This window comes from Paenibacillus sp. GbtcB18 (genome assembly GCF_019091125.1).
Classification (GTDB): domain Bacteria; phylum Bacillota; class Bacilli; order Paenibacillales; family NBRC-103111; genus Paenibacillus_F; species Paenibacillus_F chitinolyticus.
Window position 1 is genome coordinate 171,372 of record NZ_JAGXJX010000006.1, and the last position, 25,947, is coordinate 197,318.

Genomic DNA, 25,947 nt, shown 5'->3' on the forward strand with positions numbered 1-25,947 from the left:
CTACTTAATTAGAAGAAAATAGTTCCAAACTCACAGAAAGGAGGGGGCGGCAGGTTTACTGTTTCGCTATTAAACAAGCCTTGCCTAAGGGCTTGATCAGGTAAACTTTCCGCCGACCGCTATGGACATTATCAATCAGACGAACCGAACGATGCTTTTTGAGGAGATCAATCCTGAGAAATTAGACCTAGTGACTATCGTAGGAGATGTCAAAGCCATTGACAGCTTGAGCGATGACAAAATCAAGGAAATCAACAGGCATTTGCTTGTACGTAATTTCGACGAGTTTCTCGACAAATTTTCTCCCACGGTCTACTCCTTCTACAATGCGGCTAATCAGAAAGTGATGTACACGCTGAAGAAGCCGGAAGGATTGGCGGATGACGCCATCTCAGAAATCAGGATCGACCAGAACAATGATTTTCTTAAAATGCTCTTCACCCTGATCGACACCAAACGCAGCCAGGGTATCCCGAATGTGGACTTTAAGTTCGAGAATTTGCTCGACATGATTTCTCCAAAAAAAGTGATGGACGATATCCGCCAGGTCCGGAAAGAAATCCATTATTTATACGGGCAGTACGAAAAGCTGGATGAAGGCGATCCGAAGAAATTCGATCTGGGTGACAAGCTCAACGGGATGTTCGAAGATGCGAGCAAGAATTACAACAACGTCATGGCGATGCTTCCGCTTGCTATCGAGGATATCAAAACCCGGCTTCTGCTCGGCAGCGCGCAGGAAGAGAACAAGTCGGAGGCGTTCCAGATCGGCATGCTGACGATCGGCAATAACGGCGAGCTCAAAATTATCGAGGCGCCGAAGAGCGGAAGCACGGAACTTATGCTGCTCGACGATAACAGCTCTAACGAACTCGTTTCCGTGTTCGAGGAAGATTACGAATCCATCACGGAAACGCCGTCGGGATATGTGAAAGATCTGGTTGTCCGCACGTTCTGTCCGCTTCCCGCTGTGCAGAGCACCGTGGATGTGGAGACGGAAGTACAGAACTACAACACCTATCTGGAATTTTACAAAAACGCCAAGGACGACTTCGTCAAAACGGTAAAACCTCTCGTTGAGAAAATACTGGGCGTCAAAATGTTTTTCGAACAGTACGCCACGAAGAACAAAGGCATGCAGCCTACTCTTCTCGTGACGAACAGCAAGCTGGACATGACGGTGAAGAGCAGCAATATTCCGCGTCTGGAGACCTACCTCAATACCGTCAACTCCAAGAACGATTTCAGCGATACGATCTGGTTCGGCATCGTACCTTCCGTTGAACTCGAAACGGCCGGCAAAGTGAAAGTCAGCCGGGAGCGTTTCAAGGGCAACGAGAAGGTCATGAAGCCTGACGGAAACACGATGGAATCGCTGTCCATGCTGCTCCAAGTCCTTAAGGAGTATAAAGTGCAGCTGTTCTTCAGCTTCGAATCGGGCGAAGACACCACTTTCAGCAGCATGGCGACTGCGGGAATCGATAAATATATCGATAAATGCGGTGTGCTTGTGCGCAAAGAGTACAGCGAGTTTGCTGTCCCGTGCGTGCCGAACTTTACCATTATCCCGAAAGACAAATCGGGCGTGGTGATCGACAGCCGTATGCTGCATACCGAAGACGGAGCTCGTCTGTCCCAGGAGAAGGAAGACATCCTGAAGCTGTGGATCGAAGGCGTTTATATCGGCGCGAGTTACGTGGCGGCCGGTCTGGTATCCGCGTACCAATGCCCGGAATATTTGCGGGAGCAGTTTAAGAGCGTCAGCAGAGACTATCCGGGGGTGCGCTTCGATATCGAGGCGGGCGATCACAGCCTGAGGGCCGTGTCCACTATGGCCAAGGAAATATCCGGCTTCACCAACAACATCAAGGATGCCATTAACCGCAAAAACTTCGGATTCATTTTCTCTTCGGAGAATGCCCAGCTTCAGGACCGGGATATCAAACGAATTACCGTGTATAAGGCCCGCAGTCTTGCGATGGCGGAAGACGGATTCGATTCCATTTATAAAACACTGGTGAGCACTTACATAGAGCGGATTCTCCGCTTCCAGACCGGTGATTTCAAGCACGAGAATATCGTTAAATTTTTCAGCAACAATCCAAGCAGCCAGAAGAGCAAATGGCTCGGCACCCGGGGATTCGTAAACTCGATCATCCAGGATGGAGACGATATGAGCTACATCATCGACGACAAGAGCAACCTGTGCCATATCGATCTTGTATTTAACGGCAACGTGAAGAACCTGGAAGTGACGATTACGAAGGGTACGTCGCCGGTCAAAGTATGATCGGTGCGCTAAAACGTATGTTAAAGGCATGGTTTCCCAAACCTGCCTTTATACATAAATCCCGTAAGCAATCCTTGCCTGCGGGAACCTTATCAACCAATTTCAAGGAGGTAATACAAATGGGTTTCAGACTTAAAGTAGAAGGCGCAGAAACATTCGAATTGGGCATGGATAACATTCAAACGGTAACTTACGATACCGACACGCCGAACGATTCCAATGCAAGATCGACCGACGTAGGGGCAACGCTCCGTATCTCGGGCAAAATTATTACGGCTACCGACGGCGACAGCGCGGATGACACGCTGAAGCTGGGTCTGTGGTCCCTGGTTCCGGCCGAGAAAGCGGACTGCTACAGAAAAGTGACGCTTGAAGTCATTGCGGCTGACCAAGTTGTCCGTAAGATTTATTTCCCGAATGCTTTCGTAGTGGACTACACCGAGAATTTCGGAGACACCGAAGGCGTTGGAAGTTTCAGCCTGTTCATTAAGCAGAAGAAGGACAAAACCGAATTCGCGAAAGTCGAAGGCGGCTACTCCGTATAACTTCCGGACGTTCATCGGAGCAGAATTTAAGAGGCGTTATGCCTCTTGAATTCTGTTCCGGAATTTTCCGGCATGTATGCATCGGAAAGCGGTTCTGATTGGCGAATAAACCTACCTCTACACCGCGGTCGTTTATTTTCGGAAGACCTTGGCAGAGGTTTATCTCATATGTGCAGGGACGAGGGCAGAATGGATTATTACCAGGTGCTTGGCGTGGCAAGGAACGCTCCGCAAGCGGAGATCAAGAAGGCGTACAGGCTGCTGGCCAAGAAACACCATCCGGATCTTAATCCGGGCAATCCGGATGCGGAGCGCAAGTTCAAGCAAATCTACGAAGCATACCAGACGCTGGAGGATGAAGCGTCGCGAAAAGCTTACGATCATAAACTCGACGGGCAGAACCGGCGGGAAAGCAGCGGCAAGGGCCCGCATGAGAAAGCGGCAGGCAGCCGTGCCGGAGCGCGGCAGGCTGAATTTGATCCAAGCGACGTAAGAAAGAATTTTGAGCGCTTTTTCGGTTTTGCCGGCAAGGCCGGAGGCGGGGAAGCCAAACCATCTCAGAAAAATCCGATGGATACGACAGACCTCTTTAACCGGTTCTTCGATGCGAAGAAGAAGTAGTCTGCTTCGGTAACAACGCGTAAGCAAAGTCGGCTTGCGGGATGTCCCTCTGGTGAAGAAGCTGGCGGGTGCCAATGAAGCAGTATGTTCCACTTCTACGGTGTAGGGGATGTGTCGGAGACATCTTGCCGCAGGAAGGGAACTTTTTTGCGTTCCCGATGGCGCGAATGTTGTGACGCAATAATGCGAAGGACATGGGGGAAACCGGCGTGAAAGGCAGAAAATCCGGGTGGATTACTCTACTGGACGTACTCATTGCGGGGCTGGCGGCAGCCGTCCTGATTTATGTCTATTTTATCAATACCGACAATACGCTGAAAATGTTCGTCAGTCTTCTTATGGCGCTAGGGCTGTCCGTTCTGGGGTTCGTATATTACCGTATGCCGGTAGAAAAGCCGGAACGGGAGGCGATCGCGAAGCTTGTCCTGCTTAATGAGGACGGGGAGAGCGTGAAGGAGTGGTATATCCAGGGGGAAACGTCCTTGCTGATCGGCAAAAGCTCCGGTCAAAACGAGGTTGATATAGATCTGGCCGATACCGAATACGCATCACTGATCCAAAGCGAGCATGCCGTGTTAAACCGCAGCGGCAGAGAGTGGTTTATCGAGGACGTCGATTCCGAAAGCGGCGTGGGCATCCAGAAAAGCGGCAGGGGTCCCAGAGACAAACAAGAAGTCGAGGAGCCTCATAAGCTGGATGTCGGAGATATTGTATACATAGCCAATACGAGGCTTTTGGTCAAATAAAGAGCAAGCGGAGAAGAAGCTGACAGCCGATCCGACAGGACAAACGGAGGAATGAACAGGATGAGTTTGACAAGATGCGCCAATGGACACATGTTCAGCACCAGAAAGCATGGCAATACGTGCCCTTACTGCAGCATTGTGGTCGAGCCGCCGGCATCACGAGCCGAGGAATCAAGGGCCCAGAGATTGCAGGAAGACGATAAAACGATGCCATTTCTCGGCGAGACGACCGGCATTGAGCCGGTTGCGGGATGGCTGGTTTGCATCGAAGGGCCTCAAATGGGACAAGATTACCGCATCATGGCCGAGAAAAATTTTATCGGCCGCTCGGAAGAAATGCACATCCGGATTATCGGGGACAACACGATTTCCAGACGGAACCACGCGGTCATTGTCTATGACCCGAAGAAGCGGAACTTTTACCTGCTGCCCGGAGATGCGTCGGGTTTGGCGTACCACAATAACGAGGCGGTTTATTCGCCGGTGGAATTAACCGCTTATGATCTGCTCCAGCTCGGGCGGAGCAAATTTGTTTTCATTCCGCTGTGCGGAGCCCACTTCGAGTGGAATAATACGGCCGCTGCGGGGATCGGCTAATGCCGGCGGGATCAGACGGAACGCCGTATCTGATTGTCGGGGCCTCCATTCTCCTCATTCTGCTGATGCTGTATGTACGGAGCCGGCTGAATAAGCGGAAGCCCGAAGTGCCCGGGGTACGGATAGGGAACGGACAGACCATCGGAGCCAGGAACGAGCAGGATGATTACTTCGCCAGCACCACGACATCCATCGGAACTTTGGCCGTACTGGCAGACGGAATCAGCGGACTGGCGAACGGCAGAATGTGCAGTACACTTGCGGTGTCCACGTTCTTGAAAAATTTCTTGAATGTGGAGCATGTGCGGCATATCCCTTATTTTCTCAGCGAAACGGCTCGCAGGGTGAATTCCGAGATAGTCGAGCAGCTTAGAGGGGCTCAAGGCGGTACGACCCTAGTGGCGGGAATCCTTAACGGGGATCACCTGTATTGGGGCGCTGTCGGTGACAGTGTGATTCTGATTTACCGGCAGGGGGAGTTTCTTCCTGTTAATCCCAAACATACGTATGGGAACGTACTGGAGCAGAAATATTTATCGGGTGAAATTACAAAGGATGAAATGGAAGCTAACCCCAAGAGAAGACAACTGGTCAACTACCTCGGGTATGAGCAGTTTCAGAACATGGAAATCAGTGAGACCCCGTTCCCGCTAAAGACAGGGGACAAAATCATTTTCTGCAGTGACGGAGTGTACAACACGTTAACAGAGGTTGAAATGGAGCAAATCTTGACAGGCAGCGGTTCGCCTGAGGAATCTGCACAGGGCATGATCGATGCGATTGAAGCCAAGGGGCTTCATAAGCAGGATAATGCGACGGTCATCATTTTGGAGAAGGGCTGACAGTGCCGGATGAAGGAAACCGGTTTTGACCAAAGGGAGCGGGGGGACGAATGAGAAAAGAAAACAGCGATTTCAAGACCGGTTTCGTTACCGAAGCGGGGACCTTTGTGCAGAACAGGGACTACTTTGCCTTTGTCGAGCTTGAAGATATGGCTTGCTGGGTGCTGGCGGACGGTCTTGATTCGGACAGCGAGGTAAACAGTGCGGAAATGGTTGTCCGCAGTATTTTGTCCCGCTTTTTGAATAAGCCTACTTTGTCGGCCGCCCGGCTTAAGCGTTACATGCAGGAAGCCAGCGAATGGCTGAATGAGGAAAGCCGCCGGGTCCGCCTTAAGGCGAGCGTGCTGATCGTCGTGACGGATTATACGAGAATCGTATGGGCCGTTGCGGGCAATGCGCGATTATATGTGATCCGGGGAGGCAGGCTCGCGGAACGGAGCCGGGACCAGAGCCTGGCCCAGTCCTGGGCGGATGAAGAACGTATTCCGCTTGAAGCCGTGGACCGGCATGAAGAAAGGCATAACCTGCTGAATTATGCGGGCAAACCGGATGTGTTCGAGCCGTATGTCTCCCGGAAAATCATGCTGGAAGACGGGGATGTGCTCTTGATGAGCACTCCGGGAATGTGGGAGAACGTCGCATCCGCCGAGATGGTGGACGCCGTCGAGGAAGCGAAAGGGCCGGCGGAGCTTGCGGATCTGCTGGAAGAAGTTCTTCTGAGCAGGCAAAAGCGGATGGTTCCCAACTATACGGCGGCGGCTGTTTATGCCAACAAAGTCTACAAAGAAGTGAAGGGGAAGAAGCGGAAGTGGGCTAAACGGATCGCGCTGATTCTCATTCCCCTGCTGCTGGTCGGAGGCGGAGCCTACGTGTACGCGGCCAAAGAAGCCGCACGTAAAGCGGAAGCGGCCCAAGGCATGCTGGAGCACGGAAAGAGCGGGGACGACTATGCCGCCGAGGGGGATTATGCCAAGGCGCTCAAGGAATACAGCGAGGCGCGCAGCGATTCCCAGAAGATCAAAGATAAGGTACACACCGTACTTTTCACCAAAAAACAGCGTGCCGCCCAGTATATCGTGGATGGGGACACCTTCCTGAAGGAAGGGGAATACGATAAAGCCGCGGCGAGTTTTACCAAAGCCCAGTCCGAGATCAAAAATCAGGACGATTTTAATCCTCAGCATCTGGAAGAGCGCTTAGGGCGTGTCCAGGCTTATTCAGCTGTCATGAATACGGTCAAAGAAGGGGATCAGAAGTTTACCGCTCTCGATTACATAGGCGCTCTCGAGATTTACCAGAAAGCGAAGCAGGCGTCCGCGGAAGCTTCGTTCACGGACGGGGACAAGCTCATCAAAGGAAAGCTGGATGAGACTCAGGAAAAGATCGCCGGCCTCGAGAAAGAGACGAAGCTTCTTGAAGCGGACAAGCTGGACAAGAAGGGAGACCGCAGCATGGCCGCCCAGGACTACGCCGGGGCGATCACGGCTTTTGCTTCGGCTCAGGAAATTTATCAGGAAATCAAGATGCTGGAACGGGTGCTTGGTATGGAGAGGAAGATTACCAAAGCCGAGGAAAAGCAAAATCCCGTCCCGTCGGCACCGCCCGCAGCTCCTGCGGCTCAAGGGGGACAAGCTCTTCCGGGTCAAGGATCGGGGGAGCATCCGTCCGGACCGAATCAGCCGGTACAGCCGCAGACGCCACCATCCGCAGGAGGACAATCTCCTTCTTCGGCGGCGGGGGCATCGGGGTCACCGGCCGGCGGAGAAGGGCAGGCTCGGCCCGCTAAGGGCGAAGGAGGGGATTCCCCCGCATGAAGGATATTATTTTGGACCGGCTGAACAAAATGGAGGATTTGGAGCAGCGCCGTATGCTCAAGCAGTTGATGACGGGGCTTTTTCTGAATCTGGTGGACTATCAGGAGCAAATGAACCGGCAGCTGGAAAAGCGGGTTTTTGACGAGATTGAAGATTGGGAAGGCCGGTTTGATATTTATGCCAGCTTATGTTCGCGGGATGAATGGGACCCTCTCCATGAATTTTTGTATCCCATGTGCCCGGAGGATGTGGAGAATACTTTGATTGATATGCTTCACGTCATCGAAGGGCTGAGGGACGGCAGAGAAGAGAGGCTGATCTCTCTGTTCCTGGAATGTGATTCCGTGCGTATCCGGGAGTTAACGAAGAGCGGCAGGCTGTTCGACGGGTATATCAAAACGCTTTCGGGAACCTACCCGATTAAAGTGGCGCTCCGGCCTTGTCAGAAGTACATCAAAGAGATCGAGAATCTGTATCAGATATTCTTGAAAAACGGGATTCCATGGCGGACCATCAACCATCCGTTTGCCTATAAATTTATCGACGTCGTCCTGACGGAATGCGCCGCAATACCCGGGGAAGACGAGACCGTTACGGAAATCTCAGTGAATCTGGAAGAGTTCGAAGCGTACAAGCGGACGGACCGGATTCCGCTTTGGAATATGGAACGGCTTGAGATCAAGAACAGCGGATTTCCGGTTCCCGCTTCGGACAAGGTTAATTTCGAACATGTTCTGTCACTGAGGAAAACGGGGATGGAGCATGGGTATCTGGTGGATGGGCACACGGACGATATCCGGTACATCAAACGATCCGGGGAAGAGCTGACGATCGTTTCGCCGCAAGAGAAAGCGGGAGTCTGGAACGTGCTGAAGGTTGTGCAACCGGTGGATATCCAGATCGGGAGACTTCAATACGCACTTGTCTCGAACCGCTGCGCCAGCAGTTTTGTCGGCAAGTATGCACGAAAGCAGGCCACGATTGTGCGCTCCAAAGGGGAAGTGGCGCGGATCGTGCATTCCCTTGAAGCTTCCGAATATTTGACGCTGGAGGATATCCGGATCGTGGACAAAGCCGATTCGGCGGCGGTTACGTACGAAATGAATCCTTTTATCAGCGACCAGGTCCGGGCGTCGAACGGCAGGGCCACGCTGTGTCTGAGCTTTCGGCCCGGCCGGTCGTTCGGAAGGGATGAATTTATAAGAAACGACTTCATGAGCTTTGTCGTGTCGGAGGTTCAAATGTACCTGCCCGAATACACATGCGAAGGGGTATGGGTTTGAATTACATATGGGATCTGTTGATCCGGGCCGAGCAGTGCGGTCTGGACAAGAAAGACATTCAATTCTCCGCCGCTTCCGTATACTCCCCGTATATGGAGCTGAGCTTGGAGCATATGAACGCAAGCCACGTCGAGAAACAGGTTGAAATTAATCCGTTCTACCGTTTTGACGAGATGTTCCGGGGAATGCTCGATATTAATTACACGGAGTACCCGGAATTCAGAGGTGCCTTGTTTGATATTCTCATTCATTTTCTGGGTGAGATCGATCTGCTCCAGGGAATGAACAAAAGGGAATTTTACATCCGGTTTGTCCGCCGTGACATAGAAGCCGGGATTTTCGGGGACAAGGTGCGCCGGAACTTTCAGAAGTGCGGCAAGGAAGAGCAGGATATTGTGGCGGCAAGTGTCCTGCAGACGGTTCAGACGGGGGATGCGCTCTTTACCTTGAAGCGGACAGCCCGTCTTTTGTTTCCCGGGTCCACTATCTATGCAAACTGTGAGGAAAAGAATGAGCTTCTCTTCTATATCAACCAGGAGGAGAGCGAGTCCGGCCGGGCCAAGATCAGTTTGCTGCTGGATCTGCTGCTCCCCGTCCGTTTTCATACCGAGCTGTATTGGAACCGGCATTTCGGCATATTGGGCGTAGAAGAGACTATGCGGTTGGACCGCATTGCGATGTATTGACCAGCCGTGAAGGAGGACAACGATGAACGGATACTCATACAGGCTGTATCAACATCCGGAGAATAAAATGGCCGATCCGGGCGTCGTACGTTACAGCCGCGAGGAGCTGACGGAAATGACGACATACCAGCTCCGGACCATTTGCAGTAAAGAAAAATTGATTGAAGGGTTCGCCAATCCGCTGGACCGTGAAGGCTTCATCGCCACCATCCTCAAATACAGGGGGACGGAAGAACGCCTGTTGATCGAAAGCCCGGTTCCGGGCGGCGAAGAACGGCTGCAAACCGCGATCCGGCGCTATTTGCGTACGCCATTGGGGGAGAGGGGCACCAAAGTCCCGGCCAGAATCACGCTCTACGAGGGACTTCGTCTCGATGAGCGGGACGGCTGCAGGCTGGAGGGGGCCGCCGCTTTCTCGGGAACGAACGCCCTCCTTGTCAATGAGCAGATGGAGCTGTGCGGCATACTGAATGTGGTCGAGAGTGTATCGAAGCCGGGTACGTTCTGTCTGACGAGGAACCGGGACGCCTACCTGAAGCGCTCGGCCAACCGCAACTACAGCTTGCTCTTCTTCAGCCGGAACGATTCCGATTATTTGTACCGGATCTACCACCAGAACAAACCCCTCCCCCCGGTTAATCTGCATTACTGCCGCCTGCCGGCGGCCGATCTGGAAATCCGGGAGCCGGAGCTGACCGAGGCCGTATTGGCCATAGACTTCGGCACCTCCAATACGACGGCGGGGGCTTATCTCGACGGCGCCTATGTTCAAACGCCATGCAGCCAGGACCTCCTGAACGGAACGGTCCGGCTTGACGCGATTAACTACGCGGCGTTCCCCGATCCGGCCGCCCCGGACGGTCAATGGATCGAGCTTCTGCCGACGGTCGTCCGCGTGGCGGATTGTTCCGATCCTTCGAATATCCGGTATCAGTTCGGACACGAAGCCCTTCTATACCGGAAGAAGCTCGGATCCGGCACGCAGGCGACCGTATTTTACGGGATCAAACGATGGGTGAACGATTACGCGAGATCGGAGGAAGTAAGCGATGCGAGCGGCAACAGCACGCATGTGCGCAGAAGCGACATTATCCGCGCCTATCTCGCTTATATTATCGAAACCGCCGAGCATCAGTTCAAATGCCGTTTCCGGAATTTGCACATGTCCAGCCCGGTCAAGCTTAAAGCCCAGTTTCTAGACATGTATGCGGAAATTTTGCCGGAATACCGCCTGGAAACGGAAGATTCGCTGGATGAAGGGATGGCTGTCCTTTATAACACGATTGCGGACCGCTTCCAGCAAAACCGTTTTGAAGACGGGGAAACCTACAAAGCCCTTGTGATCGATTGCGGCGGAGGCACGACGGACCTGTCTTCCTGCCGGTTCCGTATCGAGGACGGCCATATGTCTTACAGGCTTGACGTTCAGACTACGTATGAGAACGGCGACACCAACTTCGGGGGCAATAACCTGACTTACCGCATCATGCAGTATATGAAAATCGTGTTCGCCGAGTACTACAGCTGCGGAGAAACGGTGACGGACATCGACAGTCTTATCGGGATTCCGAGTGGAGATGTTTTCCGGCATGTCGATGAGTTTGGGGTGGCGTCGGTATACGAACGGCTGGAAGAACGGTACAGGGAGGCGGAGCTGCTGCTTCCTACCCGTTTCCGGGAGTATGGCAGCCATACGCGGGAGGATTACAACCGGGTTCGCAACAATGCTCACTTCCTGTGGGAAATGGCGGAGAACATGAAGACGGAATTTTTCCGCAAAACCGGCATCTTGAGGAACCGGTTTCACTCCGGCAGCGGAGATGTCCGCGAGCACGACCTCAAAATCACGGGAGTGGATCGGTGGTATTTGTCCGTGCGCGAGCAGGGCAGGTTCAAGGACAGGTATGAATTCCCGGATGTGGTATTTACCATTCAGGAAATTAATCATTTGATCAAAGCGGATATTTATGAAATTGTGCGCAAGTTTCTGGAAGATTTCTACCAGAGCGGCGAGCTGCAGACTTACTCCATCATCAAGCTGACGGGCCAGTCCTGCCGGATCGATGTTTTCCGGGAAGCGCTGAAGGAGTTTGTCCCCGGCAGAACCATTCAATTTACGCAAAAGGCGGGAGAGACCGATCGGGTGCCGGATTTGAAGCTGGCTTGTCTGAGAGGCGCTATCCGTTATCTGGGGGACAAAAAGGCCGGAGTCATCCAGACTCATGTGACGCATCAGGCTGCCGTTATCCCTTACGCGGTCACGGCTTATACGCACAGCCGCAGCGAAAAGGTGCTGATCAGCACGCTGGACCGCGTCAATACCGCGCAAGGCTCGATTTCGAGACCTTGGGGAGCCGCCGAGATCGAGTTCCGCCTCAAAGATATGAACGGGAAGCTCCGGCAGAAATACAGCTATCCGAGCCGGCCCGACAGTTTCCAACCCGTGCTTTATGAAGATATCGCGGAGACATACGGCCGCAACATACCTCAGGACGAGACCGATTCCATCGTCAATGAAGAAGTGAAATTTTTCGTCTTCGGAGGAGGTCAAAATTGGGGGTTCCACGTAGTGCCGGTAGCGCGACGCCGGGAACAACTGTATTTGGGCGCCAAACGATTTTTTGCCTTTGAAAATGATCTGTCGGAAATTGATTTCTTCGACGGCTTGAAGTAAGAAGCGCGGACGAAAGGGGGGTGTTCATGTTTACCCGATCCTATCCGAATTTCGCCAAAGGGCGGATTTTGAAAACAGAGATGCTCGAAAATTTAAGGGATTTCCCTCACGAGCTGACGGATTTGTTTCTCAGGGATTATTCAGACGGTATCGTGGCGGGGACCGAAATCCGAATTGGCGAAGACAGTTTGTGCATCGGACCCGGAATCGTTAAGCACGGAGGGCTCATCTACACGCTGACTCGCGAGGTTGAGCTTCCCTACACGGCCACGGGGCGGGAAACCGTATTAAAAATCCGGTTCTATCCGGCCGAAACCGAGGGTGACTTTACCGTCTGCCGGGCCGAGCCCTTGCTGGACGAACACGTATCTGTCTCTTCCGGAGAACTGGAGCTGGCGCGGTTCAAGCTGAAGGAAGGAGCGAGGCTGCGCTCGGATTACCGCAATTTCGCGGACTTGGCGACCGAGTACAACACGCTTAACCGGCTTCATGCACAATATGCGGGCTTCCGGCAGAGTACGCTTCACCCGGAAATCACGCGGTATTTTGCGGCGGAGTTGATGAAAAGCCGGGCTTCCGGCACCCAGGACTTTGCGTTCGCCATGCAGTGCCTGAGTGTGCAGCCCGTTGACCGGGAGGCGATTCTTCATTACTTGGCGCTCCGGCTCGGCAGGGAATATAAGACCTATACCAATGTTCAGATCCACACCCATTTGACCCGGATTCTGGAGGAAGCGGGGAGTGGGGGCCGGCCGGTAACCGGGGGCAGATTCGGGGCTCCGCAGCGGATGATCGTGGATTAATCCAGGAAGAAGAAAGGGCGGGATGTGCCGTGGCGTTTTCGGACGAGAAGATTATTGCGATGCTGAACAAAATGGAAGAATCCAAAAAAACAAACACCATTGAAGAAGGGCCTGTGCGGATCGGACAACGTTTTTACGAGTTTGAACAGCAGGCTTTTTACGATGACAAGCTTCTGGTATTTATTCCGAAAGATTTCACAGACATGCCCGAAGCATTAAGTGCCATCAAATACCCTCATTCCCAGCGGCCGGAAACGATCAAAACCAATGAAGACGGCAGCATCAATATTACGCTTAACCGGATCGATCAAGACCTGGAGGAGGGATGGGTCGAGGAATTGACTCAGGGGATGAAGACGATCCTTAAAAAAGTGAATCCCTCCAACGTGTTTTTTACGGACGGGGTCGAGGAAGTCCACGGAAAACAGGTCGGCTATTTCGAGTTCAAGAGTCCGGCGCTGGATGCTTTTCTCTATAATCTGATGTTTTTTCTGGAGCTGGGAGGCAAGACCCTTATGGGAACTTTCAGCTGCAAATACGACGAGTATGAGGCTTGGAGGGACGTAGCTTTTCAGATCGTGCGAGCGGTCCGGGTCGTTCAAGTCGAGGAAGGGGCGGAGCCAGCATGAGCCAAACGGTGTTTTCATTTGCCGACATTTCCGTTGCGCCGTACAAATTCGAGAGGATTATGGATCTCCATCTGGACAAAGCAGTCAATGAGCATGCCAAGCTGACGATCAGCGGGATCGTTCCGGAAGAGATGCTGGACCGGTACGTGGAGCAGGCCGATGAGAATGAACAGATTGCCGTTTCGGTGCGTGACGGAGAGCGTACGACCGTCATTTTCCAAGGAATCGTGACGAATATGGCCGTAAAGGCCGTACACAATGTCCGCACGCTAACCATCGAAGCCCAAAGCTCGACACTGCTGATGGACATCCGGAAGGTCACCCGGTCTTTTCAAAATAAGCAGATGTCCTATCGCGGGCTGTTAGATCGCATCGCGGGTTCCTATCCGAATTCGGACGTTGTCGTGGAGGCTGCGGGAGGAACAAGTATTGGCGGACTGGTCGTCCAATACAAGGAAACGGACTGGGAATTCGCCAGGAGACTGGCTTCCCGTCTGCATCTGCCTCTGATTCCGCTCTGTTCGCAGAAGGGGATGAAATGCTATGTCGGCGTGCCGGATCTTGGAGAGCCCCATAAGCTCGACGCCTACAACTACAGCATCCGCAAAAATTTGAAGGACTTCAAGCGGAAGTCGGAGAACGGCGTCTCCGGCATCGACGAACAGAACAGCATCAGTTACGAGGTCAGCAGCAGCTCGATTTTGGAGCTGGGCAGCCCGGTTGCGTTTCAGCGGAGGAAGCTGTATGTATACCGCGCCAGCACGCGTATGGAAGGCGGCACGCTGACCAGCCGGTATGAATTAAGAGACAAGCAGGGCTTTAGCTGCCCGACCTTATATGCCTATAAACTGGCCGGGACCTCCCTGTTCGGGTCGATCAAGGACGTATCCAAAGACAAGGTGAAGGTCAAGCTTCATATCGACGGGAAATCGTCTTCCGATGAATCCCTGTGGTTCCCGTACTCGACGGTGTATTCGTCTCCCGACGGCAGCGGCTGGTACTGCATGCCCGAGGTTGGAGACGAGGTCAGGCTGTACTTCCCGGACGAGCAGGAGAAGAATGCTTATGCCGCCAGTTCTGTGGATACCGATTCCTCCGACCCCCAGAAGCGCAGCGATCCCTCGGTCAAGAGCATCAGCACCAAATACGGCAAGCAAATTGTATTCAAGCCCGGCTCCGTAGAGATTATCGGCAGTGGCAGCCTCTTGATGCGGCTTACCGACGACGGCGGGATCGAGATCAACAGCCACAAAAAAATATCCATATCGGCGATGGAAGACATCGAGATTACCGGGGGCGGCAAGGTGCTCATTCAAGGGGAAGAAGGCATTGACCTGAAGCAGGCCGAAGCAAGCCTGAGCATCATGAATGAAGTCAAAATCAGCGGCGCCAAGGTCAACATCGAATGAGCAGACGAATGGATAAAGAGACGGCGCTGGGGGACTTCCTGGAGAAGCATCTATTCGGCAAGTGGCAGGAGGATCTGATGACGGTTGATGCCGTCTATCAAGAACACCGACAGCGCATAGAAGAGGAGTTTCTTGCCGCTTTCGATGCGGTTTGCGGACAAGCCGCCGAGCTTCAAGCCAAAAGATGTAAGGGAGCTATCCGGTACATCTACTTTTCTCTTATGCGGACAAGCGTAATGGAGAACAGCCCTTGTTACCGGATTGAAGCTTACGATGAAAACTGGTTGATAGATACGGCGGATTGCCGGTCGGAGTGGAGGGCGGATTTTACATTTGCTCCGTTATTTCGGCGCATGGAAGAGCTGGAGGAGACGAAGAAATCTTACGCAAGGCGTGTCACTTCCGCGGATTTGGACCGCATCAAGCAGATCGAAGCCGTGAAATATCATCTGCTGACCGTGGAATTTATGAGGAATATGGTACCGCAGCTTCTTGCCTGCAAGAACTATCAACAGATAGATAAGTTTCCGGAAATCGCCTTACTGGCCGGGGAATACCGGGATGAATGCCAGCTTCTGCACGGTTCGTTGGAATCGCAAAGCGGCGCAAGCGGGGAGGCTCTAAGCGGATGATGGATTACTTTGTGCTGAAGCAGGACGAGCGCTGCACGGACGCGCCGGTTCTTCTTGATGTGAGAAGCCGGATCGATCTCCGGGATATTCGCCCGGATAGAGCGCACCGGATTGCCGACACGGTTGTGATGCAGGTAAAGTCGACCCCGGAAACGGAGTACCCGGATTTGCTGGACGGGCAGTTGTATCTGATCTCCGACCGGCTGAAACGAATCGCGGCCGCCTATGAGCCGGACCTGCCGGTCAAGCTCATTCCCCTGATGGACAGAGTCCAGCGGAAGCAGAGCAATTATTATCTGCCTCTCTTTGAAGAGGCGGAGGTATTGAGCCCCTCCAGCGAGCTCAACCGGGACGGAACCGTGGTCAAAAAGCTGGTCCTTCAGAGAAGCAAGCTGGCGGGACGCAAAATTTTCAAGATCAAAGAAAGCGCCAAGCCGCTGATCATCGTCCGTCTGGATGTTGCCGAAAGCCTGCTGCGAAGAGATTTTGCCGGAATCCGGCTGGAGCGCGCGGCAGTTGAAGAAGATACGGAAAACCTGGGATAACCGAAAATTATTCATAGAAAGCGGGTTTATTTGGAACCATGTATATCTCAATTGTAAGAAAAATGACAGAAAAAATGCTCAATCCCATGTTTGGACCCGCGAAAAGAAATTCCGCAGGAGACCTGAAACTGGTCAGATTGGGAATGTTTCGCTGGCTGGTGAGCCTTGGTTTCTTATGTGCGGTAAGTGCTCTGCTTCTGATGCCGTCTATGGAGATGGATGCGGAAGAAAGCGGGCAGTTCATAGCGATTATCGGGGCGTGTGCGTTCCTTCTCGGATTCCTTGCTATTTTCCTGCTGTTGTCTAAAACGATCGTGACCGATCATGAAGTACGTTCTCACAGCTGGTTCGCAAGTAAAACGATCTCCTTTTCGGATATTGAGAAAGTCGGCTACTCCCGTTTTTTCGGCGGCCGGTTTATTTTGCAAGGGACGAGCCAAGCCGTCAAGGTTCCCCTAATGAGCGTGGGATCGGCGGAATTTGTGGACAAGCTGAGCGAGAAGCTCGGCAGGGAACGGGCCGGGGCGGCTGTAGAAGCCTTAGCCAAGCAAAAGCAGCAAATAGAACGGTTATAAATCATGTTGACCGAGGAGGCGGCACGTCATGACAGGACCCCGGTATGTGGTCAGGGGAGCGTACATTCAATGCCAGTGCGGAACCCATAAAAGGCACATCAATCTGCCTAAAAGCCACGGCTCTTACGTGAATGAGAAACCTATGATGAATGAAGAGGACTACAAGCCGGATAATATTTCCCATTTCGGTATTTGTATAAGTCCGCTCAATCAGAGCGGGGAAACGATTTATTTGATCAGCGAGAGCGGGGAGACCATTTCCGGGAAACCGTGTCTGCCGTCTATTTTGGCCAAATGGACCCACTCCAAAGAAACTACAAAGGTGGCCGGCAAACCGGCCTTAACGACAGACTCCGAGCTGCACTGCGAGTTACAAGGGGTCATTAAATTCTTAAACGACGGACAGCATGACAATTAATCCGATCGGAGGCTGACGGAGTATGATAGGGTACGACCAAATCAGAGTAACATCTCCCTACCGGATGAAGCGGATTGATCATGTGGAGATTACCTGGAAGCCGGGCGAGCATGGGCGGATGAAATTGCGCGGCATCGTAGATGATGCGGATCATGTCGGCGCGGTACTCGAAGCTTCCTTGAAGGATGAAATACAAGTGTTTGAAAACGGCGAAGATGGGGAAGAGCCTATCTTCAAAGGTTTAATCACGGACGTTCAGGCCATGTTTACCCAGGGTGTGTACACCCTTGAAATCGAGGCGATGGCCGGCAGCTATCTGCTGGATGTCCGCAGGAAACGGCGTTCTTTTCAGCAGGCGGATATGGATTATCCCGCTCTAATTGCCGCCATCCTGGCGGATTATCCCGGCCACGATGCAATTTGCGAAGCGGGTGCGGGCGTGCCTATCGGCGCTCCGGTTATCCAGTACGATGAGACGGACTGGGAGCTGCTTAAGCGGCTGGCGAGCCGTTTTCACACGGTGCTCATCAGCGATATTTGGAGTGTGCGGCCCAAATTCAGTTTCGGCATCCCGAAGCTTAAAAGCCGTACGCTGCCTTCCGATACATCCTATAAAGCCTTTAAGGATTTGCTGGCGTATCAGAAAGCGGGCGGCAGCGGAGCGGGGCTGCACGATACGGATTTTTTCGGCTATGAATTCGAAAGCGGCATTCGCTATGCCATTGGGGAAGAGCTTCGCTTCAAGGACAAGCCGATGCGGGTCAGTGAGGCATTCGGCCGGATGGAAGCGGGGCAGTTGAAATACACGTACCGCCTTTCACGTCTGGAAGGCATGTACCAGCCGAGCCTGCATAACGACAAGCTGACCGGTATCTCGCTGGAGGGCAAGGTGCTCGACGTGAAAGGGGAGCTCGTCAAGCTTCACCTGACGATCGACAAGGAGCAGCCGAAGGCCTCGGCGCACTGGTTCGCATTTGCGCCGCCGACAGGCAATGCCATGTACTGCATGCCGAAGGTCGGCACCGATGCGAGCCTGTATTTGCCCGACGACAGCTGCGGCAATGCGAAGGTGCTCGACTGCGTGCGCAAAAACGGAGACAGCTGCGCCAAGACGGGCAATCCGAGCAACCGGTATTTCGGCACGGAGCACGGAAGCGAAGTCGAGCTGACGCCGACGGCCGTCAACGTGGCAGGCGGCAGCAAAGAGCCGCTGAAGCTGAGCTTCGACGATGCAAGCGGCGTCACCATCACGAGCCACAAGAAGCTGACGCTGAATGCCGGAGAGGACATCTCGCTGTATACGCCCAAACGGATCGTGATCAAGGCGACGAGCCAGTTGATGGCGAAGAAGCTGGCGGCGCAGAGCGGATTTGCCATTGAAGGCGAGTACCATTTCCTCAGCGAGAACGTACTTGCGGAGGGAAGGGATCAGACTGCGTATCCGCCGTACAACGATGAGCCGCAGAAGGGGACGCCGCCACCCCCGCCACCTCCGCCGCCGGAGAAGAAGTTCAGTTGGGGGGGCTTGCTTATGGCCGCTGTTGCAGTTGTGGCGGTCGTGGCCGTCGTGGCTGTATCCGTTGCAACCTTCGGTGTAGGAGCTGTTCTTGTAGGCGCAGCGATAGGTGCTGCTATTGGAGCAGTCGGAGCAATAGCAAGTACTGCTGCTTCCGATATTGCTAAAGGCGAGTTCAGTGGCGTTGGCGATTACCTCTTTAATGCCTTAAAGGGAGCTACAATAGGAGCTGTATGCGGTGCGATATTCGGTCCCTTTGGAAGCCTTGGGGGAGCCGGTGGGTCGCTATTGCCACAGACTGGCGGACAGGTCGCGCAGAGGCTTGGAGCCATGCTATTTATAGGCGGTGTAGACAATTATACAAGCTATATGGCATCTGAACTTATGGAGGGCCGGGAGCCAACCTTAGCAGGAGGTATGGGCGCATTTAAAGACGGGGTCCTGTTTGGAGGTATTTTTGCAGCGGCTGGACCAGCTGTTAAGTGGGTGAAGGATGGTGCTCTTTCAGTTGGAACAAAATTGTACCTAAAGATGGGCGATCTGGCCCAAGCAGGAAGTAATCTCGGGAAAAAGTATTTGCAAGAAGCCAAGAGTTATATAGACGGACTCAGCGGCATTTCGTTTGGACAGAGACAACCAGCGTTAGCTGGCATCGGCTCATCACCCAATATTCAATTATCCAAAGCAGAACAAGGTCCAAAACCTTATTATTCGGACACACACGAAAATTACAAGGCCTACATGAAGGAAACGCAGGATAAGGCGGCGAAAGAAGCAACAGGCATTAAGTCTGAGGGGCCGGGTGAAGAGAAGAAAAACATAACTGGTGAAACTAGCAGCACTAAAACCGGTAAGAAAGTCCATAAGCAAACGGCAGATGAGCGTCGTGCTAGTGGCGATTACGATTTGGTTAATGAACCTTTAAAAGATAAAGATGGAAAAACAATTGAAGTACCAAAAAGAATAGACAAGCAGGGCAGACCTTCGAAGAAAACCCAAAAAGCTATACCCGATGCTGTACAAGGACCACCAAAAGGAAATATCATTGATGATAAGCCACTAGGTAGACCAATTTCTAAAGACAAGCAAGAAATAAGAAGGTTTATTGATGCGTATAAGATCAAGTATGGTGAACCACCTAAACAGATAATAATAGAACGATATGATCCAAAAACAGGAGCTCCAGCTGGTCGTGAAACCTATGATCCTAATGATTTTAAGATCCCATAAAGTATAGGAGGAACTTATGGAGTATCAGGTTTATAACGAAAACAATTATAAGGTCATTGTTACAGATGAACAATTGAATGAAGCTTTTCATAAAAACGGGGTAGAGTTACCTGTTGAGATAATAATTGCTATGGGTGCTTCACACGATACAAAGTATATTCCGAGACTACTTGAAGCTCTCTCTCATCAAACACAACGGATACGAATTGAGGCAATGTATAGTTTGCTAAGTCTAAATGATATTGGCTGTGTCTCTATACTTTCAGAAAAGGAGAAAGCGATCTTAGAGGATGATTTTAACGCTCCGATAAGTGAAAAGGCAATTCTCCAGTCCGTTCTCATACGTCTTGAAAAAGGGCCAAATGGCACTGAAGAAGCATTTTTCAAGGGGGATATCCTTCCTCTTGTTAAGACAGGGTTGTTATATAATTATTCTAGCAACTTAGTTTTAACTATGAATGATGTGCAATTTATCATTAATGCACTGAAAGCGTATGTTCATAAGAGTGAATTCTGGATGGCAAAAATGAAAAAAGATGAATATGAAGATGTGATAATTAAAGGATTAGAGGCACTTTGGACAGCAGCCGAAGATAGTTCCTTGTTAAGGAGTTTAGGTCCTGAATACAATGAAAAGTTAGTTGAAGTAGGGACTCACGTGTTGAAAATGAAGATAGATTCTTATGCAAAAGAAATCATTGCAATATTTGCAAAAGCATTGTCACCCGAGTATGCCTATTTAATGTTAGAACCTATTATGAATGGACGCGCAAAGGGTGATGTCAAAAAGGAACTAGAAAAATCAATTCAGATTCTCCGCCAAAATGAAAGGGGAATCGAATAGAAAATGGGTATGGAACATAAAGCTTATTTATTTGATACAAATGGTTTTATGAAAGAATTAAGTGAGACTATCATTACTTCGGGTACTACGAATGATATTAAATTATTGAAGGAGTTTATTTTTAACCATTTGGGAATTGTTAGATCTGTATACACAGGGGAACTGCTAGATAAAGAGTGGGAACAAGAATTAGAAAATGGCGAGGTTCAAGAACTAGCTGATTTTGCTATGACATGTTACTATTCTCCAGATGAAGAACAGGGATTATCTTATTTGTGGGATGCACTGATTGAAGCACTAATTAAGCTACCTACTAAATTTGATCCTAATTATTATATTCTCGGGCGTCCATTAGAATCAGAAATGTTTATTCTTGATCCAGGAGGAATGGGACTGGGATTTGTATACGCTGAAGACGTACCTAGTATGTATAACGAACTACTTGAATTAAAACGAAACCTAATAAGTAATGGTTTGCCGTCAAATGATTTAGTATATCATGTATCTTTTTCAGAATTAATAGAGGCTTATGACGAACTCATAATCCTTTATAAAGATGCAACAGAAGCGAAGCGAGGTTTATTAATGACGTTTTAATAGATTTGACAAACTAAATCTCAATTTAATATTTCTAGGGTTAGCTGGGTCTGTCAGGGTCTGCCTAAAATTTTGTGTAATCAGATTTCAATCCCAGCAACAAAATCGTACAATACAACCAACAAATCAAACACTAAATAATTCAAACACTTGATAAATTTTCAAAGCTCTTTCCCACTTGAACCATGAGTAGGATTGAGCTTTTTTGCAATCCAAATATGAAGCTTATTGTGAAAGAAAATATAAAGCTGGTGAGACACCTAAGGACCCATTAGAATGGAAGGAAGCAAGTGAAAAATGGGAAAAGCTTAGAGAGCAAAAGGAAATATTTTCCGACGAAAAGTTTGGAAAAATGCGCAAAAAGATATAACGATCGTAACAAACGATGGGACAAAAATTAGGGTTATGCAATTGCAACTGATAAAGATGGTAATGTTATATTACAAGAATATAAAAGCTCTGAGACTGCACCATATACAGAAAATCAAGAAAAAGGCTTCCCTGAATTGAGGGATTCCAGTGGTAGAGTGGTCGGCGATGGAAAAGAAGAATTTACAGAAGGATTTGAGATACCTTCTGACGAAATTAAAGCATCTCTGTGCGTACAAACAAAATATCGAAATCTTCATACGGGTATTACATGGGTTATATGTGTTTTGGGTTGAATGGTGGGTTCATTCGGCACTGGTAGCCCCCACCAACGTTTAAGCTATACAATACCCTTGATGTTCAGAATTTTTTTCATGTTTTCGAAATATTTTTGAAAATCTTGTTCATCCTCCTGTTTTTTTTCAATATATCTTTTCGCAGCTAACTCAAGATAATAATAGAAGATTTCATAATCAAGAATTACTGATTCACTTCCAAGTTCAATATGAATACCGTTAAACTCCTCTTCATATAAAGCCTTGTCATAATCAGCCAAATCGCTCCAGAAAGTAAAATCACCCAAATCAATACCGAAACCAACTTTAGTACTTAGAGACTTCACAGCTTTTTTAAAAGATCCTTGAAGATAACAAGCATTAATTAAATGATGAATTGGTGAATGCTCTATATTGACCAAATCAGTAGAATCTAATAAGTTTTTCATTCTTCTTCCTCCTATGGATTAGGTGTTGCCGGAAAAAACGAATCAATTTTGCCATTTCTAAAATATCCAATCCATGATACACCTTTTGAATCCACGCCTGACCAAACAGTTGGCAAGACTCCAGATGACTCCTTTGCCAAAGCATCCTCTGCAGCTTCCAATCCACTTCTTAGCTAAAAATATGACAGAAGAAGAAAGAAAGTCTACCTATTTGAATATCAAATTAAGAGAGTAATTAAAGGAGGAAGTATGTCTAAAATCTTTGATGATTTTAAGTTTAAAGAAAAGACCCCTATAAGTGTTATTGAAAAATACAAGGATAATGTACCCGCCCAAGTGGTTGAAGTATGGAGAAATTTCGGATTTGGTGGCATTAATGATGGTTATCTTAGGGTTGTAAATCCCGACGATTTTCAAGAAGTATTAAATGACACTTATAATAGAAATCAAAGGGCTATTCCATTATTCACTACAGCTATGGGCGATATTTTAGTTTGGGAAGATGAGTATTTATTGTCGCTTAATTACAGAAAACATGAAGTGAACGTAGTGGCAAAAAATTTCAAGTTCTTTTTTAATGATATCTTTGATGATTATTACCTAAATAATGCTCTAGGTTGGGCCCCATATCCAGATGCAATTAAAAAATATGAAACACCTGCTTTTGATGAATGTTTCGGTTATGTTCCTCTTCTTGGGTTAGGGGGGACAGAAAAAGTGGAAAATTTAAAAAAAGTGAAGTTGATAGAACATATCTATTTGATAACTGAATTCATGGGTCAGATTGAGTGACTCAAGTAATTGGTTCAATTTTTTGGTTGGGGGCTACCTAGTGCTGAATGAACTCATAATTCAACCAATAACACATATAACCCATGTAATACCCGTGCAGGGATTTCGTCGTTTTGATTGTACGCACATCAAATACTTTGATTTCTTAACCTAAATAACGCTTTTTCGTTACGCGAAGCAGGTCGATTATGGTCAGAAGCCACCATGATTGACCTGTTTTTTGTTATGTCGGTTTTCTCGCAATACTGCATGCCGAAGGTCGGCACCGATGCGAGCGGCGTCACCATCACGAGCCACAAGAAGCTGACGCTGAATGCCGGAGAGGACATCTCGCTGTATACGCCCAAACGGATCGTGATCAAGGCGACGAGCCAGTTGATGGCGAAGAAGCTGGCGGCGCAGAGCGGATTTGCCATTGAAGGCGAGTACCACTTCCTCAGCGAGAACGTACTTGCGGAGGGACGGGACCAAAATGGCATCTGAACTTATGGAGGGCCGGGAGCCAACCTTAGCAGGAGGTATGGGCGCATTTAAAGACGGGGTCCTGTTTGGCGGTATTTTTGCAGCGGCCGGACCAGCTGTTAAGTGGGTGAAGGATGGTGCTCTTTCAGTTGGAACAAAATTGTACCTAAAGATGGGCGATCTGGCCCAAACAGGAAGTAATCTCGGGAAAAAGTATTTGCAAGAAGCCAAGAGTTATATAGACGGACTCAGCGGCATTTCGTTTGGACAGAGACAACCAGCGTTAGCTGGCATCGGCTCATCACCCAATATTCAATTACCCAAAGCAGAACAAGGTCCAAAACCTTATTATTCGGACACACACGAAAATTACAAGGCCTACATGAAGGAAACGCAGGATAAGGCGGCGAAAGAAGCAACAGGCATTAAGTCTGAGGGGACGGGTAGTGTTGAGGACAAGCTAAAATTGTCTAATAAAGCAAGAGAATTAATGCAAAAAGGACACTACAGTCAAGCGATGGATAGACATTATGAAGACTTGGTAAGAAAGAAAATCGGTGGTAAAGAAGTGATCTACGGAGAAAAGGGCAGAGAAAGGGAACTTGATAGTGTTACTAAAGATGCAGTAATTGAGACTAAGAGGTCGATGTCTGCTGTCACCAAGCCCGATAATTTTATAAATAAGAAGATGAAACAGCAACTTAAAGCTACAATACAATATGCAGAAGAACATGGTTTAACAGTAGAGTATTGGTTCAAATATGGTGTACATCCTAAAATTCGTAATATCTTTAGAAGAGAAAGGCGTTATAGTAAAAACAGGTATGGGGGATTGACATGGGGAAATATATTTCAATTAGAGGTTGGTTTGAATGTGAAGAACACGATGTTAGTAAAGTAAAAGAAATATGTAGGGAATTTACCAAAAATTATAGTGACACTGAATTAAATTATAACACCCGGAAATTGTACCAATCAGGGTGGGTTTTCCCTGAAAACCAAGTAAATTGGACTACGTATATCTTTTATGGGGCAGATATACGAGAGTATCACTTAGATTTTATTAAACAGCAAATTTCTAAAATAGCAATAATCCCAGAAATAACGGGATATTTTTTGATTGATGATCATGAAGGTGAAAAAAAAATATGTTGGCAAGTATTTGATGGACATTTTGTAGAAACTGAGCAGATAAACATACTATTTAATAACTAGATTTGTTTTTTGTGTATGTGTTTACACCCTACAACAAAATCATACACTACAACCAGCCAAGCCACAATGCGAGATAGCGGTCCGTATTGTGGTTTTCTTTTGCTCTTGTTTCAACTCCTACCCAGTGCCGAATGAGGCTGGAAGCTGAGTCCAAGAGACATAACTCAAGTCAAATTTACAAAGATTTCGTCATTTTGTTTGTACTCACATTGCTTGAAGTTTATACCCTAAGTTACTCTGTTATATTGAACAGATCAATTATGGTTAGATACCACCATGATTGACCTGACTTAGAAGCAGGTTTAACTAAAGATTCTGATCCACCAGTACCGAGTAAAAACGAACCTCCTGAAGGATATACTTGGCATCATCACGAAGATGGAGAGACTATGGTTCTAGTGGATTCTGATATTCATGATGAGTTTAAACATAGAGGTGGACAATCTAATGTCAATGGTAAAAATAAAAAAGTGAGGAGTAATAAGAATGGCTGAAATTGTAAAAATCCATGAAACGGTATCATTAGAGCAAGTAGAGAACTTTGAGAAAACTAATGAGATTGAATTACCTAAGTTATATAAAGATTTTTTGTTGGAGTATAATGGGGGGCGTGTAGAACCAAATGTTTTTAAAATTCCATCGGATGAGGGTGAAAGTGCATTAAATGTTTTTTACGGTATTGGTAATATGAAAAATAATCTTGAAAAGAAAATTGGATTTTTTGAAGAAATACTAGAAATTGGATTTATTCCCATAGCGAGAGATTCTGGGGGTAATCAAGTTTGTTTAGGTATAAGAGAAGAGTTCCATGATCAGATTTTTTTCTGGATACATGATGAAGAGTATGAGGATGCTATGGATAACATGCATTTCTTGGCGAAAAATATCCAAGAATTTATTGATAGTTTGTACGATGATGAATATAATTAATATTTCTTGTTACAATTAAAAAGCTGAAACTACACATTTTGCATTAACACTGAAATAGCCGGTACCCATTGCCGAATGAATTAAAGATAACGTATATAGCCCATGCTATACCCGTATAAAGATTAATTTTATAACCTAAATGTCACTATTCCGTTACAT

The 25,947-nt window shown here is 48.9% G+C and carries 27 protein-coding genes and 1 pseudogene; 27 read left to right on the forward strand and 1 reads right to left on the reverse strand.

The window, feature by feature from the left end; genetic code table 11:
* Positions 1 to 121 precede the first annotated feature (121 nt).
* The 21 genes from KVT34_RS18555 (at position 122) to KVT34_RS31875 (ending at position 21,666) form a co-directional block, all read left to right on the forward strand.
* On the forward strand, positions 122 to 2,290 hold the full coding sequence (locus tag KVT34_RS18555) for a transcriptional regulator (protein WP_217560305.1): 2,169 nt from the start codon (positions 122 to 124) through the stop codon (positions 2,288 to 2,290).
* 119 nt (positions 2,291 to 2,409) lie between these two features.
* Positions 2,410 to 2,835 carry a hypothetical protein gene (locus KVT34_RS18560; RefSeq protein WP_009675650.1) on the forward strand — a complete coding sequence of 142 codons (426 nt, stop codon included), beginning with the start codon at positions 2,410 to 2,412 and terminating at the stop codon, positions 2,833 to 2,835.
* Positions 2,836 to 3,024: 189 nt separating this feature from the next.
* A complete protein-coding gene (locus KVT34_RS18565; RefSeq protein WP_217560306.1) occupies positions 3,025 to 3,456 on the forward strand; it encodes a DnaJ domain-containing protein in 432 nt (143 codons plus the stop codon).
* Positions 3,457 to 3,665: 209 nt separating this feature from the next.
* Positions 3,666 to 4,202 (forward strand): FHA domain-containing protein, encoded by a 537-nt coding sequence (locus KVT34_RS18570; protein ID WP_309244107.1) that lies wholly within the window; start codon positions 3,666 to 3,668, stop codon positions 4,200 to 4,202.
* A gap of 60 nt (positions 4,203 to 4,262) precedes the next feature.
* Complete coding sequence (locus KVT34_RS18575; RefSeq protein ID WP_217560308.1) at positions 4,263 to 4,799, forward strand: FHA domain-containing protein; 537 nt, start codon at positions 4,263 to 4,265, stop codon at positions 4,797 to 4,799.
* Positions 4,799 to 5,641: a PP2C family protein-serine/threonine phosphatase gene (locus KVT34_RS18580; RefSeq protein ID WP_217560309.1), complete on the forward strand. Its 843-nt coding sequence runs from the start codon at positions 4,799 to 4,801 to the stop codon at positions 5,639 to 5,641. Before KVT34_RS18575 ends, KVT34_RS18580 begins: the two co-directional genes overlap by 1 nt.
* 50 nt (positions 5,642 to 5,691) lie before the next feature.
* Entirely contained in the window at positions 5,692 to 7,455 is a 1,764-nt protein-coding gene (locus KVT34_RS18585) for a serine/threonine protein phosphatase (RefSeq protein ID WP_217560310.1), read from the forward strand.
* Positions 7,452 to 8,738 (forward strand): normocyte-binding protein, encoded by a 1,287-nt coding sequence (locus tag KVT34_RS18590; protein WP_217560311.1) that lies wholly within the window; start codon positions 7,452 to 7,454, stop codon positions 8,736 to 8,738. Before KVT34_RS18585 ends, KVT34_RS18590 begins: the two co-directional genes overlap by 4 nt.
* Positions 8,729 to 9,424, forward strand: coding sequence for an iron-dependent peroxidase (locus KVT34_RS18595; RefSeq protein WP_174446831.1), 696 nt, complete (start codon positions 8,729 to 8,731; stop codon positions 9,422 to 9,424). The genes KVT34_RS18590 and KVT34_RS18595 overlap by 10 nt, the downstream gene beginning before the upstream one ends.
* A 22-nt stretch (positions 9,425 to 9,446) precedes the next feature.
* Complete coding sequence (locus tag KVT34_RS18600; RefSeq protein WP_217560312.1) at positions 9,447 to 12,098, forward strand: Hsp70 family protein; 2,652 nt, start codon at positions 9,447 to 9,449, stop codon at positions 12,096 to 12,098.
* Between the two features lie 26 nt (positions 12,099 to 12,124).
* Complete coding sequence (locus KVT34_RS18605; RefSeq protein WP_217560313.1) at positions 12,125 to 12,901, forward strand: DNA and RNA helicase; 777 nt, start codon at positions 12,125 to 12,127, stop codon at positions 12,899 to 12,901.
* 29 nt (positions 12,902 to 12,930) lie between these two features.
* A complete protein-coding gene (locus KVT34_RS18610; RefSeq protein WP_217560314.1) occupies positions 12,931 to 13,530 on the forward strand; it encodes a hypothetical protein in 600 nt (199 codons plus the stop codon).
* Positions 13,527 to 14,939, forward strand: coding sequence for a phage baseplate assembly protein V (locus KVT34_RS18615; RefSeq protein WP_217560316.1), 1,413 nt, complete (start codon positions 13,527 to 13,529; stop codon positions 14,937 to 14,939). Before KVT34_RS18610 ends, KVT34_RS18615 begins: the two co-directional genes overlap by 4 nt.
* Positions 14,936 to 15,571, forward strand: coding sequence for a hypothetical protein (locus tag KVT34_RS18620; RefSeq protein ID WP_217560317.1), 636 nt, complete (start codon positions 14,936 to 14,938; stop codon positions 15,569 to 15,571). Before KVT34_RS18615 ends, KVT34_RS18620 begins: the two co-directional genes overlap by 4 nt.
* Positions 15,568 to 16,116 (forward strand): hypothetical protein, encoded by a 549-nt coding sequence (locus tag KVT34_RS18625; protein ID WP_217560318.1) that lies wholly within the window; start codon positions 15,568 to 15,570, stop codon positions 16,114 to 16,116. Before KVT34_RS18620 ends, KVT34_RS18625 begins: the two co-directional genes overlap by 4 nt.
* Before the next feature lie 143 nt (positions 16,117 to 16,259).
* Positions 16,260 to 16,691, forward strand: a complete 432-nt coding sequence (locus KVT34_RS18630; RefSeq protein ID WP_254634978.1) for a hypothetical protein — start codon at positions 16,260 to 16,262, stop codon at positions 16,689 to 16,691.
* Positions 16,692 to 16,719: 28 nt separating this feature from the next.
* The gene (locus KVT34_RS18635) at positions 16,720 to 17,109 is read left to right on the forward strand and encodes a DUF4280 domain-containing protein (RefSeq protein WP_217560320.1); all 390 of its coding nucleotides are present in this window, start codon (positions 16,720 to 16,722) and stop codon (positions 17,107 to 17,109) included.
* Between the two features lie 22 nt (positions 17,110 to 17,131).
* The gene (locus KVT34_RS18640; RefSeq protein ID WP_254634979.1) at positions 17,132 to 19,855 is read left to right on the forward strand and encodes a contractile injection system protein, VgrG/Pvc8 family; all 2,724 of its coding nucleotides are present in this window, start codon (positions 17,132 to 17,134) and stop codon (positions 19,853 to 19,855) included.
* A gap of 16 nt (positions 19,856 to 19,871) precedes the next feature.
* Positions 19,872 to 20,699: a hypothetical protein gene (locus KVT34_RS18645; RefSeq protein WP_217560321.1), complete on the forward strand. Its 828-nt coding sequence runs from the start codon at positions 19,872 to 19,874 to the stop codon at positions 20,697 to 20,699.
* A gap of 3 nt (positions 20,700 to 20,702) precedes the next feature.
* Entirely contained in the window at positions 20,703 to 21,296 is a 594-nt protein-coding gene (locus KVT34_RS18650) for a hypothetical protein (RefSeq protein ID WP_217560322.1), read from the forward strand.
* Positions 21,297 to 21,501: 205 nt separating this feature from the next.
* Positions 21,502 to 21,666, forward strand: coding sequence for a hypothetical protein (locus tag KVT34_RS31875; protein ID WP_254634980.1), 165 nt, complete (start codon positions 21,502 to 21,504; stop codon positions 21,664 to 21,666).
* A 339-nt stretch (positions 21,667 to 22,005) separates the two neighbouring features.
* Here KVT34_RS31875 and cdiI read toward each other — a convergent pair whose 3' ends face one another.
* Positions 22,006 to 22,389 (reverse strand): ribonuclease toxin immunity protein CdiI, encoded by a 384-nt coding sequence (cdiI, locus tag KVT34_RS18660; protein WP_217560323.1) that lies wholly within the window; start codon positions 22,387 to 22,389, stop codon positions 22,006 to 22,008.
* A gap of 249 nt (positions 22,390 to 22,638) precedes the next feature.
* Between cdiI and KVT34_RS18665 the strand changes: the two genes are divergently transcribed.
* From KVT34_RS18665 to KVT34_RS18690, 6 genes and pseudogenes are all read left to right on the forward strand, one after another.
* Complete coding sequence (locus KVT34_RS18665; RefSeq protein ID WP_217560324.1) at positions 22,639 to 23,181, forward strand: T6SS immunity protein Tdi1 domain-containing protein; 543 nt, start codon at positions 22,639 to 22,641, stop codon at positions 23,179 to 23,181.
* Positions 23,182 to 23,385: 204 nt separating this feature from the next.
* A complete protein-coding gene (locus KVT34_RS18670) occupies positions 23,386 to 23,664 on the forward strand; it encodes a hypothetical protein (protein WP_217560325.1) in 279 nt (92 codons plus the stop codon).
* Positions 23,654 to 24,544, forward strand: a complete 891-nt coding sequence (locus tag KVT34_RS18675) for a restriction endonuclease fold toxin (RefSeq protein ID WP_217560326.1) — start codon at positions 23,654 to 23,656, stop codon at positions 24,542 to 24,544. Before KVT34_RS18670 ends, KVT34_RS18675 begins: the two co-directional genes overlap by 11 nt.
* On the forward strand, positions 24,481 to 24,858 hold the full coding sequence (locus tag KVT34_RS18680; RefSeq protein WP_217560327.1) for a hypothetical protein: 378 nt from the start codon (positions 24,481 to 24,483) through the stop codon (positions 24,856 to 24,858). The genes KVT34_RS18675 and KVT34_RS18680 overlap by 64 nt, the downstream gene beginning before the upstream one ends.
* Before the next feature lie 344 nt (positions 24,859 to 25,202).
* Positions 25,203 to 25,352 (forward strand): annotated as a pseudogene (locus KVT34_RS31880) (HNH endonuclease); the annotation flags it as partial.
* Entirely contained in the window at positions 25,345 to 25,788 is a 444-nt protein-coding gene (locus KVT34_RS18690; protein WP_217560328.1) for an SMI1/KNR4 family protein, read from the forward strand. The pseudogene KVT34_RS31880 and the gene KVT34_RS18690, both read left to right, overlap by 8 nt.
* Positions 25,789 to 25,947 lie beyond the last annotated feature (159 nt).